The 16,788-nt window shown below is 35.1% G+C and carries 15 protein-coding genes; 7 read left to right on the forward strand and 8 right to left on the reverse strand.

Going from position 1 to position 16,788, the window contains the following annotated elements:
- The first annotated feature begins 2 nt into the window (after positions 1 to 2).
- From tpiA to MMF97_RS10525, 5 genes are all read left to right on the forward strand, one after another.
- Positions 3 to 764 (forward strand): triose-phosphate isomerase, encoded by a 762-nt coding sequence (gene tpiA / locus MMF97_RS10505; RefSeq protein ID WP_243362219.1) that lies wholly within the window; start codon positions 3 to 5, stop codon positions 762 to 764.
- Entirely contained in the window at positions 764 to 1,600 is an 837-nt protein-coding gene (gene prmA, locus MMF97_RS10510) for a 50S ribosomal protein L11 methyltransferase (RefSeq protein ID WP_243362220.1), read from the forward strand. Before tpiA ends, prmA begins: the two co-directional genes overlap by 1 nt.
- Before the next feature lie 30 nt (positions 1,601 to 1,630).
- The gene (locus tag MMF97_RS10515) at positions 1,631 to 2,983 is read left to right on the forward strand and encodes a UDP-N-acetylmuramate--L-alanine ligase (RefSeq protein WP_243362221.1); all 1,353 of its coding nucleotides are present in this window, start codon (positions 1,631 to 1,633) and stop codon (positions 2,981 to 2,983) included.
- 5 nt (positions 2,984 to 2,988) lie between these two features.
- On the forward strand, positions 2,989 to 3,336 hold the full coding sequence (locus MMF97_RS10520) for a helix-turn-helix domain-containing protein (protein WP_243362222.1): 348 nt from the start codon (positions 2,989 to 2,991) through the stop codon (positions 3,334 to 3,336).
- A 66-nt stretch (positions 3,337 to 3,402) separates the two neighbouring features.
- A complete protein-coding gene (locus MMF97_RS10525) occupies positions 3,403 to 3,981 on the forward strand; it encodes a DJ-1/PfpI family protein (RefSeq protein WP_243362224.1) in 579 nt (192 codons plus the stop codon).
- 116 nt (positions 3,982 to 4,097) lie between these two features.
- Here MMF97_RS10525 and MMF97_RS10530 read toward each other — a convergent pair whose 3' ends face one another.
- From MMF97_RS10530 to mqnC, 7 genes are all read right to left on the reverse strand, one after another.
- Entirely contained in the window at positions 4,098 to 5,216 is a 1,119-nt protein-coding gene (locus MMF97_RS10530; RefSeq protein WP_243362226.1) for a GNAT family N-acetyltransferase, read from the reverse strand.
- Positions 5,217 to 5,305: 89 nt separating this feature from the next.
- Complete coding sequence (locus tag MMF97_RS10535; protein ID WP_243362228.1) at positions 5,306 to 5,503, reverse strand: hypothetical protein; 198 nt, start codon at positions 5,501 to 5,503, stop codon at positions 5,306 to 5,308.
- 263 nt (positions 5,504 to 5,766) lie between these two features.
- Positions 5,767 to 6,423 (reverse strand): ATP-binding cassette domain-containing protein, encoded by a 657-nt coding sequence (locus tag MMF97_RS10540; protein WP_243362230.1) that lies wholly within the window; start codon positions 6,421 to 6,423, stop codon positions 5,767 to 5,769.
- 307 nt (positions 6,424 to 6,730) lie between these two features.
- The gene (locus MMF97_RS10545) at positions 6,731 to 9,664 is read right to left on the reverse strand and encodes a sensor histidine kinase (protein WP_243362232.1); all 2,934 of its coding nucleotides are present in this window, start codon (positions 9,662 to 9,664) and stop codon (positions 6,731 to 6,733) included.
- Positions 9,654 to 10,436 carry a LytR/AlgR family response regulator transcription factor gene (locus MMF97_RS14635; protein WP_243362233.1) on the reverse strand — a complete coding sequence of 261 codons (783 nt, stop codon included), beginning with the start codon at positions 10,434 to 10,436 and terminating at the stop codon, positions 9,654 to 9,656. The genes MMF97_RS10545 and MMF97_RS14635 overlap by 11 nt, the downstream gene beginning before the upstream one ends.
- 95 nt (positions 10,437 to 10,531) lie before the next feature.
- A complete protein-coding gene (locus MMF97_RS10555; protein ID WP_243362234.1) occupies positions 10,532 to 11,047 on the reverse strand; it encodes a hypothetical protein in 516 nt (171 codons plus the stop codon).
- Between the two features lie 12 nt (positions 11,048 to 11,059).
- A complete protein-coding gene (gene mqnC, locus MMF97_RS10560; protein WP_243362235.1) occupies positions 11,060 to 12,184 on the reverse strand; it encodes a cyclic dehypoxanthinyl futalosine synthase in 1,125 nt (374 codons plus the stop codon).
- Between the two features lie 147 nt (positions 12,185 to 12,331).
- On the opposite strand from mqnC, the gene MMF97_RS10565 reads away from it, so the two are divergent.
- Positions 12,332 to 13,570, forward strand: a complete 1,239-nt coding sequence (locus tag MMF97_RS10565; protein WP_243362236.1) for a M16 family metallopeptidase — start codon at positions 12,332 to 12,334, stop codon at positions 13,568 to 13,570.
- The gene (locus tag MMF97_RS10570; RefSeq protein ID WP_243362237.1) at positions 13,563 to 14,837 is read left to right on the forward strand and encodes a M16 family metallopeptidase; all 1,275 of its coding nucleotides are present in this window, start codon (positions 13,563 to 13,565) and stop codon (positions 14,835 to 14,837) included. The genes MMF97_RS10565 and MMF97_RS10570 overlap by 8 nt, the downstream gene beginning before the upstream one ends.
- Before the next feature lie 57 nt (positions 14,838 to 14,894).
- Here the strand turns inward: MMF97_RS10570 and MMF97_RS10575 are convergent, their stop codons facing one another.
- Positions 14,895 to 16,787, reverse strand: coding sequence for a DUF3857 domain-containing protein (locus MMF97_RS10575; RefSeq protein WP_243362238.1), 1,893 nt, complete (start codon positions 16,785 to 16,787; stop codon positions 14,895 to 14,897).
- Between the last annotated feature and the right edge of the window lies 1 nt (position 16,788).

The following is a 16,788-nucleotide window of genomic DNA, read 5'->3' on the forward strand; positions in this document are numbered from 1 at the left end:
TTATGAGAAAGAATATTGTTGCAGGTAACTGGAAAATGAATTTAGACTATCAAGAGGGGATATCGCTATTTTCAGAAATTATAAATATGGTAAGAGATGAGCGAAAAGGCGATCAGATTGCCGTAATATGCTCACCGTTTATACATATAAACAGCTTAGTGCAACTTTCATCAGGTGTGGTAAAAATAGGTGCACAAAACTGTCATCAGAACGAGAGCGGAGCCTATACCGGCGAAATCTCTGCAAAAATGATCAGTTCAACCGGAGCTGAGTATGTCATTATCGGACATTCAGAGCGTCGTCAGTATTTTGCAGAAAGCAATGCAGTTTTGGCAGAAAAAACCAATATAGCGCTTAAACATAACCTTAAACCTATATTTTGTATAGGAGAAACTTTGGATGAGCGTGAAAATGGCAGTTATTTCCATGTGATAGAAAAACAACTCGAAGAAGGTTTGTTCCATCTTTCGCCAGAGCAATTTGCTCATGTTATTTTAGCTTATGAACCTGTTTGGGCAATTGGAACGGGCTTAACAGCAACGCCAGAGCAAGCGCAAGATATCCATGCTTTTATCAGAAATAAAGTAGATGTGAAATATGGTTTTAATATTGCAGATGATACCTCTATTTTATATGGAGGAAGCTGTAATCCTAAAAATGCAGAAGAACTATTTGCGCAGAAAGATATAGATGGAGGCCTGATTGGTGGAGCATCGTTAAAATCACGCGATTTTGTAGATATTGTTAAAACATTTAATGCCTAATGAATTATACCAAAGTTAGTTTTACATTTAAGGATATAGAGGAATATCAGAAAGATTTGCTAATGGCCGATTTAGCTGATATAGGATTTGATAGCTTTGAAGATACTTCAGCAGGTTTCGATGCTTTTATTGCAGATGACCTCTTTAAAGAAGAGCAATTAGTTGAAGTAATTAGCGAGAATGAGGTTAGGGCTACTTATCAAGTTGAACAGGTAGTTTCGCAGAACTGGAATGAAGAATGGGAAAAAAACTTTAGCCCCTTAATCATAACAGATGAATGCTATGTACGTGCAACCTTTCATGAGGCGCAAGCCCAGTACAAATATGAAATTGTAGTAGATCCTAAAATGGCTTTTGGTACAGGTCATCACCAAACTACAACCATGATGATGCAATACATATTGGAAACCGACTTTACAGGTAAGGATGTTCTAGATATGGGAGCGGGAACAGGTATTTTGGGAATTTTAGCTGCAAAAAGAGGGGCTAAACATATCACTGCCATAGATTATGATGATGTTTGTTATCAAAGTGCTATCGAAAATGCAGCATTAAATGAGGTAGCTAATTTAACTTCGCTTTGCGGAAGTAAAGAAGCTATTCCTCAACATACATATGATATTATTTTAGCCAATATCAACAGAAATATTTTATTAGATCAAATGGATGCCTATGTAAATGTATTGGCAAAAAATGGTTTAATATTCTTTAGTGGTTTTTACGAAGAAACAGACCTGGATATGATCAGACAAGCAGCCGAAAAGTTAGGACTTGCTTATGTTGATCATAAGAACTTAAACAATTGGGTGGCAGCCCAATTTGTTAAAGCTAATTAAGGTTTAATTTTCTGTTTAAAAAGAATAACAATGAGAGTTCATTTTATAGCCATAGGTGGAGCAGCTATGCACAATTTAGCTATTGCTCTGCATAAAAAAGGTTTTTTGGTTACAGGTTCAGATGATGTGATTTTTGAACCTTCAAACAGCAGACTGGCTAAATATGGCCTGCTGCCCACAGAAATAGGTTGGCATGAAGAAAATATCACTACTGATATCGATGCCGTAATTTTAGGTATGCATGCCCGTGTTGATAATCCTGAGCTACTTAAAGCGCAAGCATTGGGATTAAAGATTTACTCTTATCCCGAATATATATACGAGCAGTCGAAAAATAAGACCCGTGTGGTAATAGGAGGTAGCCATGGTAAAACTACCATTACTTCAATGATCTTGCACGTGCTCAATTATTACCAGAAAGATTTTGATTATTTGGTAGGTGCACAGCTTGCTGGCTTCGATACCATGGTAAAGATTACCGATAGCGCTCCGGTTATTATTATAGAAGGAGATGAATATTTGGCTTCTCCTATAGACAGGCGACCTAAATTCCATCTATATAAAGCTAATATTGCCATTTTAAGTGGTATAGCTTGGGATCACATCAATGTTTTTCCAACTTTTGAGAATTATGTTGAGCAGTTTGCCAATTTTTTAACAACCATTGAGCCTAAAGGAAAAGTAATCTATTGCGAAACGGATGAAGTGCTGAAACAAACCGTTGAGACTTCTGCTGCAAATATTGTTAAAATACCTTACCAAATTCCTTTACATGAAGTAAAAAATGGAATTACTTATCTTTTACCTGAACATACACCTTTAAAAGTATTTGGAGATCATAACCTGATGAACCTCAATGCCGCACGTATGGTTTGCAGGGAGTTAGGGATTAGTGAAACTGAATTTGATAAGGCAATCTCAACTTTTACGGGTGCTGCTAAACGCCTCGAGCTATTAAATGCTGTAAACCAGACCAATGTCTATAAAGACTTTGCGCATTCGCCCTCAAAACTGAAAGCGACTATACAAGCGGTTAAAGCTCAGTTTCCAGACAGAGAACTTGTGGCCATGATAGAGTTACATACCTTTAGCAGTTTGAATAAAGATTTTCTAAAAGAATATAAAGATGCCATGAAAGATGCAGATGTAGCCATGGTGTACATAGATGACAAGACGTTTTTGATCAAAAGGATGGAGCCTTTAACAGAAGATGATATTCAAACGGCATTTAATGACAAAGCTATTATGTTCTTTAATAATCCAGTCAAACTGGAAGCTTATTTAAGAAGCTTTGATTTTCGTAACAAGAATCTGTTGCTGATGAGCTCTGGTAATTATGCGGGTATGGACTTGCCAAAACTCGCTGCCGAAATTAAATCGTAGTTAAAATGCCGCAAACCCCCTTAGTTAAAGAGATAGGCAAAAACATTAGGCAACTGCGTTTAGATGCAGATAAAGGCCAGACAGAGGTTGCCAAAGCTTTGGATATTTCGGTTGCGGCACTTTCAAAAATAGAATCTGGATTAACGGACCTTAATATTTCACGCTTAGCACAGATTGCTAAATATTTTAAGGTGTCTGTTATTTCTATCATATCTAAAGATATTGTAAGTGGGGCTTCACAAGACTTGGTAGAAAAATTATCACAGTTAAAAAATAAACTGGCCGACAAGGACAGAGAAGTGATGAAACTACAGCAAAAAGTAATTTCTTTATACGAAAAACTCGGTATTTAATTAACATTGATTTAACAATTCTCACTCATTAAAGCTTTAAATTTACTTAGCTAAAAATTAATGATTATGAGTAAGAAAATTTTAATGTTAGCCGGCGACTTTGTAGAAGACTATGAAGTGATGGTTCCTTTTCAGGCTTTACTATCTGTAGGTTTGAGTGTTGATGTGGTTTGTCCGGATAAAAAAGCAGGAGAAACAGTACCAACTGCCGTTCACGATTTTGTAGGCGATCAGACTTATTGTGAGCTTCGTGGTCATAATTTTATGTTGAACAAGAGCTTTGATGAAGTAAACCTTGCAGATTATGATGGTTTGTATGTTTGTGGAGGCAGAGCCCCTGAATACATCCGCTTAAATGAAAAAGTACTGGAATATACTCGCCATTTCTTCAATGAAAATAAGCCAGTTGCAGCAATTTGTCATGGCATACAAGTTTTAACCGCAGCAGAGGTTTTAAAAGGAAGAACATTAACTGCTTATGTTGCAGTAGGCCCTGATATTAAACTGGCAGGAGGTACATGGAAAAATATTCCTGCAGACCAGGCTGTAGTTGATGGTAATTTAGTAACCTCACCTGCATGGCCAGGACATCCTGCTATCTTAAAAGAATTTTACAAGCTTTTAGGAATAACCATAAATATGTAAGTAGAAAGGCTGTTCAATTTACCCTGCGTCATTCTGTACTTGATATGGAATCTATTTATTTAAGTTCCTGAAACGAGTTCAGAATGATAGATAAAAATATATTGAACAGCCTCTTTTTAAATATCTACCCTTAAGGTCAAATGCTTTTTGCCAAATCGGGCGCCGGTTGCTTCATGTATGGCCAGCATTTTTTCGTTAAAATCGCCTACCCATGAAAGCTCCAGCTCATCGTACTGATTTTTGGGTATCACGTATTCTTTAAGCTTAATGAATAATGCCGATTCCAGGCCATGTTTCTGATAAGCCTGTTTGGTTCCCATTACAATGGCACGCATACGGTTAATGCCTTTCCAGCGTCTATACGCAAATTTTAACTTCTGTAACAGCCCTAATTTGCCGTTAAAACCTTTGATCATTTGGTTGGCATCCGGAATAATTACAACAAAAGAAGCAGGTTCGCCATTAGAATAAGCAAACCAGATCAGCTTTTCATCCATGATTACTTCCATCTGTTTAAAACTCTCTTCCAAAGTTTCTCTTTTTATAGGAACGAAGTTTTCAAAATCTTTCCAGCCATCATTATAAATCTCCATTAAATCAGAAATGTATTTACTGGCATTCGATTTTTGAAAATGTTCGAAGCTGTAAGCTGGTTTAGATGCAACCCAATTGGCAATTTTAGTAAAGCGCTCAGGAAAAGGTATCCTAATATCAATGATATTGGTTAATTGCTCATAAGCCGTTTTAAAGCCATAATTAGTAAACAGGTTATGGTAATAAGGTAAATGATAATTCATGCCGTACGAAGCAGGGGTAAACCCCTCTACCAACAAACCCCAGAAAGAATCATTCTCGCCAAAATTTATAGGTCCTTCCATTACCTCAATGTTTCGTTCTTTTAACCAGGCTTTTGCCGTATCAAAGAGCACATTAGCGGTATCTTGTTGATTTATGCTTTCAAAAAAGCCTATGCCACCCGTAGGTTTTTCATAAAGATGCGCTTTCTTCTGGTTTATAAATGCAGCTATGCGGCCAACGGTATTCCCTTGTTTGTCTTCCAGTATCCATCTGGTGCACTCGCCATGTTTAAAAAAAGGATTGGCATGTTGATCAAAAACCTTTTCTATATCCTGATCTAAAGGTCTTATATAGTTTGGGTCGTTTTTGTACAACTCTTCAACTATATTTAAGAAACGTTGCTGTGTTGATCTGTCTTTTACTTCGGTAACTTTCATTTACTCCGGTTTAAACTTTAGAATGGCAAAAGTTAATAAAATAAAAAGCATCCTGAAAGGGATGCTTTTTATTTTATGCTGATTTTAGATTAATAATCGTCATCGTCGTCATCAAAACTTTCGAAGGTATCTAAATCATCAAGCGGCATGTCAAAGTCATCTTCGTCTTCATCTTCGTAACTTTTGTCCGCGGTTACATCATCATCATCAAAATCGTCGTCTAAGTCTTCTTTTGATTTAGGCTTACTTGTTGGTTTGTTCGGAATAGATTTTTTAGGCGTTTTCATAACACAAAAAAATAGTTAAAATATTCGAAAGTTGTATGCTTAGTTAAAATTAAGAAAATCTTTTCTAAAGTAGAAAGTTCTTTTCCTGTTTCGTTTACGGGTGCCAAAATTATAATAAAAACCGCTTCTGTGAAATTTTTTTTAAAATTTTTAAAACGATATTTAATGTCATTAAAAACGGGTTTTTATAGGGAATATTTTTAAGGTGTAAATAAAAAAAGAAGATTTTAAAATAAGAAAGAAGCGTATTGTTCTATATATGCTTAATGATAAGGTATATAGTTATGCAGACTTAAATCTTCCATACTGTTGATGGCATAATTAGACCCGTTTTTAAGTAGCATGATCTCGGTAGAAATATCGATAATATCACGGTAATAATGATCAGTGATCACAAATGCTTTGTGCTGTTTTAGCAATAAGATATGTTTTTTGATTTCCTGGATCATAACTGGCGACAATTGAGAGAAGGGTTCATCTAAAAGAACAAAATCTGCATCGCTGTATATTGTCAGAATTGCTTCAACTAAGCGAACTGTACCGCCTGATAAAGTGGCTATCTTACTTTTGAGATGCTGTTGTATGAGCTTGATATCGAGTAGCTCTTTTTTATACCTGTTGCAAAGTAAATTGATGATAGTTTCTAATTTTAATTGTTGTGGCAAGAAAGGATGTTGTGGCAGATAAGCTATCTGTTGTGTAAGGTATGCGGGTTTTTTAATCATCTTACCGTTTAATTTAAGGTAAATATGATCTGCTTTGATACTCCCAAATATACATTTTAGCAAGGTTGATTTTCCGCAACCATTTCTGCCTAATATTCCTTTTATGTCGCCTGTGTTGCATTGCAGATGCACACCATTAAGCACATTCTGGTTTTTAAAATGATGAGAAACACTATCTACATATAGTTCTGGCATATCATTAGAGGAATAAAGTTAGAACTGAAAAAAGAAATCAACTAGCATGATACCGCCAAAAATATAACTAAAATAAAAAAGCGTCCTGATTGTTTAATCGGGACGCTTTTAACACACAAATGAAACCTGAATTGAGATATAATTTTAGGTTAGGTTAAAAAATATCTTACCAATCCTTTAAGAACGTATATTCAACAATATCACTAATGGATTTGTTTAATTTTCTAAAACAAGTTTAATACAAAACTTAGGGCTTCGGGTTTCTTATTTAGTGAATGGTAGGTTTTTTTGAGTAAACGGTAAAGTCTTAGTTCATCGGTATATTAATTGTAACCGTAGTGCCCCAATTTCCATTCTGTTGTACCTTAAAGCGTATAGATTTTGCTTCAATCTTGTTGAGTAAGTTAATCCGTTCAAGGGTAAGACTCATACCTTTACTCTGATGACTTTTTTGTTTATTCTTGAGTGAATTTTCAATACCAATGCCATCATCTATAATTTTGATCAGTAAACAATCACTTTCTTTTTCAAGTACACCGATGTCTATGGTAACTGTACCACCTTCTTCTTTCGGCATAATGCCATGCCATATTGCATTTTCAATAAAAGGCTGTAACAGCATTGAAGGAATATAGGTTTCATCTTTATCAATTTCATCGTTAATGATGATGTGGTAATTAAATTTATCGCCGAAACGGTATTTTTCTAAACTTAGATAGAGGTTAAGATATTCGATTTCTTCTTCCAAATTGATATAGCTTTTGGTACAGACTTCAAGATTTTTACGGATAAGTTTAGCAAAACCGGTTAACACCTTATTGGCTGAAGAAGTATTTTTTGTATTGATATAATGCTGTATGGAGTTCATTACATTAAATACAAAATGCGGATTCATCATAGCTTGTAAAGCCTTTTGCTCAAGCATTAATACTTTATTCCTTAACAGGAGCTGTTCCTGTTCTTTATTTTTCTTGCGTTTGGTAATATCTGAAGCGATGAGATAAAGTAAACACGCTGCCAAAACAATAATAATACAGATGAACCACCAGGTTTGGTAAAAGTATTTTTTTAAGGTAAAGCTAAAAGTAGAGGCTTTGCTCCATTTGCTATCCTGACTTTTGGCACAAACTTCAAAAACATAAGAGCCCGGTTCTAAAGAGGTAAGGTCTAATCTTCTGCTTTTGGTTTCTATCCATGTGGCATCGGCTTTTAAGCGATATCTGTAGATAATATTGCGGTTTTTGAAATCTATGGCGCTGTAATTAATGGTTATATTCTGTTCATCGGGTTGCAAAATAGAGTTAGGTACACCTAAGTCTAAATCCTGATGATTTTTGCTTACAGAAGAGATATATACCTGTGGAGCAGGATTATTTTGGATACTCTGTTTATGCGCAAAATATAGCAGGCCATTCTTTGTGGCAAAATAGGCGGTATCAGAATCGATATACAGATCATTCAGGTCATCAGAAAGAACTTCATTTAAATAGTCAAAAGAAGTAATACTGGGTATATTCTTGTGTAAGGTAATACGGTTAATTCCCGTGTTACTGATGGCCCATACTGCATTGTTTTTTACAAACAGTCGGTTTACAATATTGTTACTTAAACCATTAACCGTAGTAATCTGATTAAGAATTTTATTGTTTTTATAATACAGAATACCATAGCCATCAGTAGCGAGAACCAGTGTCTGATCTGGTAATTGCTGTATGTCGTTAATGCGCTTTTTTAAGAGCGGATGATTTTGGTAATGGGGGTAAACAGATTTATTTCTGATCTCGTTTAAGCCATTGATATTAGAGAACCAGAGGTTGTTGTTGTGATCGTAAAAAACCCGGTAAGCTCTGCCTTTAAGGCTTTTCTGGAAATCAGATTTTTGGGTCGAGAAACTAAGGTTATTGTCGTTTAAAGTAAATACACCTGATGAAAGTGCAATGCTTAAATTATTAAATTTGTTAAATGTGAAATTCTTAACGACAAAAAACAGATTCTCTTTTTCTTTTAAATAACTGATGTTTTTTGAAGCAGGATAATTTGCATCTATACTACCTAAGCCATAATCGGAAACAAAATACATTTTGTTATCCTGTATGTTAAAACCCAGTTGTTTTATAGCATTGAATTTATCCTTGTCGGGTAAACTAAAATTCTCAACTTTCTTATTATGAAGGTTTAAAATGTTGATTTGTGCATTTCCGGTACCAAGCCATAACCTGTTACGATTGTCTTTATAAATACTTTTTAAGTTGTTTTCCGTTAAACCATACTCTTTATCCAGTATAAACAATTGCTCATTGTTGTTGGGCATTTTATAGATGCCATTCTTGGTAATGAACCATACGTTTCCTGTTCTGTCTTTAAGAATTTGGTTAACATCTTCATTGCCTAAAAAATGTTCTGTATTACCTTGTTGATCTACTTTATAGGCTCCATGATTATTGCTTAACCAAAGTTCATTTCCATCATAAAAGATATAACCCAATTTGCTTGCGGCGAGTTCTTTAGGTATGGTAAAAAGAAGTGTGTTATTAGGTCCTTCTTTAAGATTGAGCCCTGTGTTATCTACCAAAAAAGTATGGTGATTATGATATTGTACTGTTTTGTAAGATTGAGGAAAGATATGATCACCCACCAGCAGAAAATTTCCTCTGGTATATAAAAATGTTGAATTTTCATTGTAAGCCCAGATATTTCCGTTCTTATCTTCGTATATAAAAGCGTTTTGAAATTTATTGTACTGAGATAAGGCGCTTAGCCTGGATAAAGATTTGCCATCCCATAAGCCAATTAAATTGGTATTTGTACCAAACCAGATACGTCCCTTGCTGTCTTCAAAAAATGAAACTATAACGGTATTGAAATTTAGTTCTTTAAGCTGAGGATTGTTATCCTGATTATAAATTTTACCGTTATAAAAATAACTAAGCTGTCCGTTTAACGACAAGAACCAGATACGCCCTTTGCTATCTTCTCTCAATTGTAAGATCTGGTTATCTGGAAGACCGTTATTAACCGTGAAGTTTTCAAAAACCGTACCGTCAAAGCGGCTTACACCCGCATCGGTGGCTATCCATAAATAACCTTTTTTATCCTGAATGGAAAAAAAGCAGTTGTTGCTGGGTAAACCCTGTTTGGTAGTATAGTGGGGCAAATAAATTTTCTGTGCTTTTAGCGTACTTAAAGGCAATACTACTAAAAGCAACCATACGAAGTAATATGTAAGCTTTTTATTTGTCACTATTCTTAATGGTGTATGATTTTATTTTTTCATAGAAATCGCTTGCCCTTCGTCTGGAAACAGCTATGGTTTCCCCATTTTGCAAAGCTACAGTTAGTCCATTTTTATTGTAATACTCCTTAACATGAGCAAGGTTGACAATACTTGACTTATGGATGCGTAAAAACCTATTTTCAGGTAAGATTTCTTCAAAGTCTTTTAAAACCTTTGAAACGGTTATTTTTTCTTTATTTACAAGATTAAAAACAGAATAATTACTGTCGGCTTCTATATGTAAAATATCATCCAGTTCTACAACCCTGTAGCCCTGACTGGCCGGAAGCGTAATTTTATTGATATTCTGCTGATTATTTAGGTCGTTTTCAAGGTTTTTTAAACTTTCAGTACGGATTTGCTTATCCAGTTGGCTTAATTTATGGTGTTTAGAGGCTTTGCTAACAGCATCTTTAAGATCATCAATATCTATAGGTTTAAGCAGATAGTCTATGGCATTGGCTTTAATGGCTTTTAAGGCATACTGGTCATAAGCAGTAGTAAAAATAACCGTAGCATTGCTCTGTTGTACATCTGGAATCAGCTCAAAACCGTTTTCTCCGGGCATGGCTATATCCAGAAAGATGAGATCAACAACATGTGTTGCAAGTAAGGTTCGTGCTTCTTTTACAGATTTTGCAATACCCGAAATATGGATATCCGGACAATTCTCCTGCAATAAAAAATACAGAGAAGAACGGGCAAACTCTTCGTCATCAACAATAATAGCTTTTAACACAAATGTTTTTTTGGTTAATTTATCAAAAAAATAGTGCTTAAAGAAAATTATTGATGTTTTTGCCTAAAGAGCTAACAAATTATATTTAAAAATACTTATTTCGATATGTTAATATTGGCCAAAAAAAGATCTTTTAGCTTAGAGTCTTTATTCTCAGGTAAAATACAACCCACTGTATAAGCTATGCCATCAACAAACACAATGTTTATATGAATTGTTGATCTGTTTACGGAGTCTTTACCGTAAATTGTATAAGATGTGCAGCTTTGAAAGTTGTAAATTTTTGGTTTTTCGAAAACATATTTTGGAAAAGAAGGGGCTAAACCTTCCAAAAATTCATCTGCATATTCTTGTGAAATTACGCTTTTGTTAAATGCCTCTAGCGACAAAGAGGTTACTTTTAGTAAATCAACAAAAGAAGTAGCATAAATTATATCATCCTGATTTAAGCCAAAGCTAGTTTCATTTATTTTTTTTGGCTCAGTTGGAAAGCTGACAGTAATCCTATTGCTGATTTTTTGTTTAAACCAACCATCTTGGGCATTCGTAATTGAACTTAAGCATAAAAAAAATAAAATTAAGCTTATATTTCGTGTCGAGAGTTTTTTCATGATGTACTGTTTTTAATAGGTAATAACCTGTTCTTCCATATGCTCAGGCAGATCACGGTAGTTGTATTTCTGTCCGCGTAGCTGAGGTTCAAAACCAGCTTCTCTTATCGCAGTCTGGATACCTTTAGCTGTAAAACGGTGTGGGGCTCCTGCTGCCGATACCACGTTTTCTTCGATCATGATTGAACCAAAATCATTTGCTCCGGCATGCAAGCAAAGTTGGGCAACGGTTTTACCCACGGTTAACCAACTGGCCTGTATATTTTTAACATTAGGAAGCATAATTCTACTCAATGCGATCATTCTTACATATTCATCGCCCGTAACATTATTGCTGATGCCACGCAAACGTTTAAGTAAAGTGCCATCATCTTGGAAAGGCCATGGAATAAATGCAAGAAAACCATTTGCACTCTCAGGTTTCTCACTTTGTACCTCACGTATCCATACCAAATGCTCAAAACGTTCTTCAATGGTTTCTATATGTCCAAACATCATGGTGGCAGAAGTGGTGATATCCAACTGGTGAGCTGCACGCATTACATCCAGCCATTCCTGTCCGCCGCATTTACCTTTAGAGATTAAACGACGAACACGGTCATTCAGAATTTCTGCACCAGCACCGGGTAAACTGTCTAAGCCAGCTTCTTTTAATGCTTTAAGTACTTCGGTATGAGAAATACCTTCTAGTTTAGCGATATGTGCAATTTCAGGGGGACCTAAAGCGTGTAATTTCAGATTAGGATAAAGCTCTTTGAGTTGTTTAAATAAAGTAGCATAAAAATTTAAACCTAAATCAGGGTGGTGACCACCTTGTAGCAATAACTGGTCTCCTCCATATTTAAAGGTTTCCTCTATCTTTACTTTATAGGTTTCAATATCAGTAATATAGCTTTCTTCATGACCTGGTCTACGAAAAAAGTTACAGAATTTGCAATTTGCAATACAAACGTTGGTGGTATTTACATTTCTGTCGATTTGCCAGGTTACTTTACCACTTGGTACCTGGATTTTTCTAAGTTCATTAGCCACAAAAGCCAGTTCGGCAGTTGAAGCGTTATGGTATAAGAAAACACCCTCTTCCTGAGTTAAGAAATCGAAATTTAATGCTCTGGTCAGTAAATCGCTTGTATTCATAGGAACAAAGATAAAGAAAAAGCACAGAACGTTTAGTGGTATTCGCGTTAGCAGGTTGTAATTTTAACACATGGGGATAAAAACCCGATTGCTTGTGTACTCTTATTTTAAAGCTAAACGACTATCTTTACCCGTCTAAAGATTAATATGATAAATTTCAATCGTTTTACACTGGCCAATGGGCTAAAAATATTGGTGCATGAAGATGACACCACACCTATGGCTGTCTTAAATATTTTATATGATGTAGGTGCCAGAGATGAAGAAGAGGGACGGACCGGATTTGCACATCTCTTCGAACATCTGATGTTTGGTGGCTCTGTTAACATACCAAGTTATGATGAGCCTTTGCAAAGGGTAGGCGGAGAGAACAATGCCTTTACCAGCAATGATATCACCAATTATTACATTACTTTACCTGCAGTAAATATAGAAACTGCTTTCTGGCTGGAAAGTGATCGTATGTTGAGCCTTGCTTTTTCTGAAAAAAGCTTGGAAACACAGCGAAATGTGGTTTGTGAAGAATTTAAGCAACGTTACCTGAACCAGCCTTATGGCGATGTATGGTTAAAATTAAGACCTTTGGCTTATCAGAAGCATCCGTACAGATGGGCCACCATTGGACAAGATCTTGCACAGATTGAAAATGCGAAAATGGAAGATGTTAAAGCTTTCTTTAAAAAACATTACAATCCGCAAAATGCAATTATGGTGGTAGGCGGAAATGTGAAAACAGAAGAGGTTAAACAACTGGCCGAAAAATGGTTTGGTAATATACCTGCTGGAGAAAAATACCACAGAAATTTACCAAAAGAACCTGTGCAGACTGAAATGAGAAAATTAACGGTTGAGGCAAATGTGCCTTTAAATGCAATCTATATGGCTTTTAAAATGCCGGAACGTTTAGATAAATCATATCAGATTTATGATCTGATGTCTGATATTTTATCGCAAGGGCAATCATCACGCTTATTTAACAGTTTGCTCAAAGAACAGAAATTGTTTAGTGATATCAATGCTTATATCACTGCCAGTATAGATCAAGGTTTGTTTATTGTTGAAGGTAAATTAGTTGAAGGGGTTAAAATGGAAGAAGCTGAAGCAGCCATTTGGAAGGAACTTGAAAAGTTAAGCACTGAGCCGGTAACTGAAAATGAACTGACCAAGGTTAAAAACAAGTCTGAATCAATTATGGTGTTCTCTGAAATGAATTTGTTGGATAAAGCGATGAATTTGGCTTACTATGAATTGTTGGGAGATGCGGCAAACTTAAATACAGAAATAGATAAGTATTTAAAGATTACCGCTGCGCAAATACAGGAAGCTGCTCACAAAACTTTTAGAAAAGAACAATCGTCAACATTATATTACTTGGCAAATGCTTAACAGAACACAGGCACCTGCATTTAAGCAGGTTAACGATATTAAATTTATACCTCCGGTAAAACAGCAATTGGCTAATGGTATTGATGTTTTTACCCTAAACATAGGAGAACAGGATTTAGTACGCATTGAGTTTATATTTGAGAATGTAAACTGGGATGCAAACAAACCATTATTAGCTATGGCCGTAAATGGTTTAATCAATTCGGGTACAGCTCATTTAAGTGCCAAAGAAATTGCAGATAAAATAGATTATTATGGTGCTTTTCTGCAAACGGATTTCTCGTCAGATTATACCAACGTAACCTTATTTACGCTTACTAAACACCTTAGTTCTGTTTTACCTGTTGTTTATGATATTTTGAACAACAGTATTTTTCCGCAGGAAGAACTGGATATTTATAAGCAGAACCAAAAGCAACGTTTACAGGTTAACCTTCAGAAAAATGATTTTGTAGGTCGTAAAACTTTTGCTCATGCAATTTTTGGTAATACACCTTATGGTATAAATGTTACAATGGCTCATTATGATGAACTAAAAAGAGAAGATTTGCTGACTCATTACCAAAGTGCTTACCAACCTAAAAACTGCATAATTATTGTTTCTGGTAAATTTCTGGATAAAGATTTTGAAGTACTGGATCAGGTGTTTGGGAAATTATGGAAAAACGAACAACCTTTTGAGAAAAATAAGTTGTCGTTTACGGCACAGGACGGTCAGGATATCTATGTTGAAAAACCAGATGCTTTGCAATCAGCCATTAGAATGGGAAATTTAGCTATAGATAGAAATCACCCTGATTTCCCGTCGTTACAAGTACTTAATTGTGTATTGGGTGGCTATTTTGGCTCAAGATTAATGGCCAATATAAGAGAAGATAAGGGTTATACTTATGGCATAGGTTCTGCCGTAGCTTCGTTAAAACAGGCAGGTTATTTCTTTATTGCTACCGAAGTAGGGGCAGACGTATGTGCTGATGCGCTTAAGGAAATTGAAAAAGAGATCATGTTATTGAAAACAGAACCAATTAGTAAAGAAGAATTAAATCTGGTTAGAAATTACATGCTGGGTTCAATGTTGGGCAGTCTGGAAAATGCTTTTTCACATGCTGATAAATTTAAGAATATCTATTTTTCAGGTATGGATTATGATTATTATAGCAGATATATCCATACGGTTAAAACCATTACACCAGCTCAATTAACTGATATCGCTAATAAATATTTAAATCCTGATCGGATGATCAAAGTGGTAATCGGGAAAAAATAAAATCTTATAATCGGCTGTTTCACAAGAGAGATTATCTTTTTGAAACAGCCTTTATTCTTATTTGCTAAGTACAGCTTTTACCTTATCTGCCTGATAAATCTTTTTATAAAAATCTACATACTCATTATACTTAGAAGCAGGATAAGTTTTCGAATTCATGGTTTGAGTGCGTTTGTAAGTAATCGTATTTCCATTAGCAACAAACGAAGCAGTATATTCACCAAATTCAGAGGTTAACTTAACATCTTTTGGTAAAAAATCAACTTTTAAACCTGCTGGCAGTGTATAGATGATTTCATCTTCGTCATTATAATCAAAAGGAATAGCAAAAGAGGTTTTTCTATTGGTAACTTTCTCAGGAACACTTTCTTTTCGGTTAATCTGATTGATCACTAAAAACATTTTATCTCCACCCTTGGTTAATAACTGTTTGGTTATATATTTGATTTCCCCATTGACTATAGGAAGTTTTTTATCATTTTGTTCGAACTTAACCTGTTGAAGTTCAGCATCAGCAAAATCTAAACTTTGTAAAATTCTCTTGCGAACCTCTGTTGGTTCAGATAGGAGATTTGGTAAGTTATCCTCATATTGAGCATTGCCATAGCTTGATTTGGTAGAAATATTGGCAGTACCATCTTCAGTAAGTAAAACAGATGTTTTGCTAAGCTGGTAATTGTCTTTACTTTGATATTTTGGAGTTCTGATAAGCTTACCGCCATTTTCTGTAACCATTAATACATTTCTGTCTGAATTACTATAACCAATGTAACCCATTGGGTAATTTTGACTGGTGCACTCCAGAAACGTAGTGTCTTTAGCTGATGGTACAGCTAAAATCATATGATTGGCCTGACCAATACTTGAGTACATTTTATTTAGCTCGGGCATGCCATTACCTATCACAATTAAATTAGATTGAATGCCAGCCTCTTTAAGCAACGCTTTCATATAATTTGATAAGGCTTTGCAATCTCCATAATTTACTTGAGCTACTTTTTCGGCCAAAATAGGTTTGAACCCTCCAATACCTAATTGAACACTTACATAACGAGTGTTTTGCTGTAAATGATTATATAGAATTTGTATTTTTTCGCGGTCTGTTTTAGCATCTTTAATGAGGTTTTGCACTATAGTTTTGGTTGCAGGGGGCAAAACATCTCCATTTTCATTGAGTTTTGATATCCATGCACCTAAATTATTCCAAGTACTTAAATCGCCTTTAGAACTATCAAATTCAAATTGATTTGGCGCAATTTTAACCCATGCTGATAATTGGTCTGTACCCACACTTAAAGGCTCGTGAATGGTTGCAGGAATATTATTTGCGACCCAAGAATAGGTAGTTTTATTGTTTACGGTAGTAGAATCTGTTTTTAAGCCTTCGCTCGTTAAAAAACGAACATTTAAGCCTGCATTTTTTTGAAATACATAGCTTGATTTTTCTGTTGCAATGTGATAGCCTTTCAAAGATTTCCATGAAGGCAACGTTAAAATCCCATTAAAGTCTTGTGAATAACTGTATTCAACTGTATAAGGATAAGTGGTATTCGAGATATTTAATAGCTTAACGCGGTCGTCTTGAAAAATAGTGTAGTTAGAAACTAAACTATGGTCAAGAAAATCAGATGATTTATAGTCTTTTATTTTTTTTCCTGTAGCATCATAAAGTATCCCTTTTAGATTATATATATTAGAGAAACGATCATAAACTTCGGTAAATTCTGCATAAGCATCACCGGCTTTGTTAAGAACAGTGATTACAATCTTATACTTAATTGTTCCTGATCCTATTGTTTTGTACTCATAAATTTGTTCCTCATTTCTAACTACTGCTACAGCGTCTTGTTTTAAATTGTCTGGAATTTTACTCGCATCATAATTGTTCTGCGATTGTGCAGCTAAGGACATTAATCCTGTAAATAAGGTTAAAAGAAAATATTTTTGCATG

Origin of the sequence: Pedobacter montanisoli, from assembly GCF_022809115.1 — a bacterium.
In the GTDB taxonomy this organism is placed as follows: domain Bacteria; phylum Bacteroidota; class Bacteroidia; order Sphingobacteriales; family Sphingobacteriaceae; genus Pedobacter; species Pedobacter montanisoli.

Coding starts and splice junctions, on each gene's coding strand:
- mqnC (WP_243362235.1), bottom strand. CDS start 12,184: ATGAATACAAGCGATTTACTGACCAGAGCATTAAATTTCGATTTCTTA.
- MMF97_RS10570 (WP_243362237.1), top strand. CDS start 13,563: ATGCTTAACAGAACACAGGCACCTGCATTTAAGCAGGTTAACGATATT.
- MMF97_RS10525 (WP_243362224.1), top strand. CDS start 3,403: ATGAGTAAGAAAATTTTAATGTTAGCCGGCGACTTTGTAGAAGACTAT.
- MMF97_RS10555 (WP_243362234.1), bottom strand. CDS start 11,047: ATGAAAAAACTCTCGACACGAAATATAAGCTTAATTTTATTTTTTTTA.
- MMF97_RS10535 (WP_243362228.1), bottom strand. CDS start 5,503: ATGAAAACGCCTAAAAAATCTATTCCGAACAAACCAACAAGTAAGCCT.
- MMF97_RS10520 (WP_243362222.1), top strand. CDS start 2,989: ATGCCGCAAACCCCCTTAGTTAAAGAGATAGGCAAAAACATTAGGCAA.
- MMF97_RS10515 (WP_243362221.1), top strand. CDS start 1,631: ATGAGAGTTCATTTTATAGCCATAGGTGGAGCAGCTATGCACAATTTA.
- tpiA (WP_243362219.1), top strand. CDS start 3: ATGAGAAAGAATATTGTTGCAGGTAACTGGAAAATGAATTTAGACTAT.
- MMF97_RS10540 (WP_243362230.1), bottom strand. CDS start 6,423: ATGCCAGAACTATATGTAGATAGTGTTTCTCATCATTTTAAAAACCAG.
- MMF97_RS10565 (WP_243362236.1), top strand. CDS start 12,332: ATGATAAATTTCAATCGTTTTACACTGGCCAATGGGCTAAAAATATTG.
- MMF97_RS10530 (WP_243362226.1), bottom strand. CDS start 5,216: ATGAAAGTTACCGAAGTAAAAGACAGATCAACACAGCAACGTTTCTTA.
- prmA (WP_243362220.1), top strand. CDS start 764: ATGAATTATACCAAAGTTAGTTTTACATTTAAGGATATAGAGGAATAT.
- MMF97_RS10575 (WP_243362238.1), bottom strand. CDS start 16,787: ATGCAAAAATATTTTCTTTTAACCTTATTTACAGGATTAATGTCCTTA.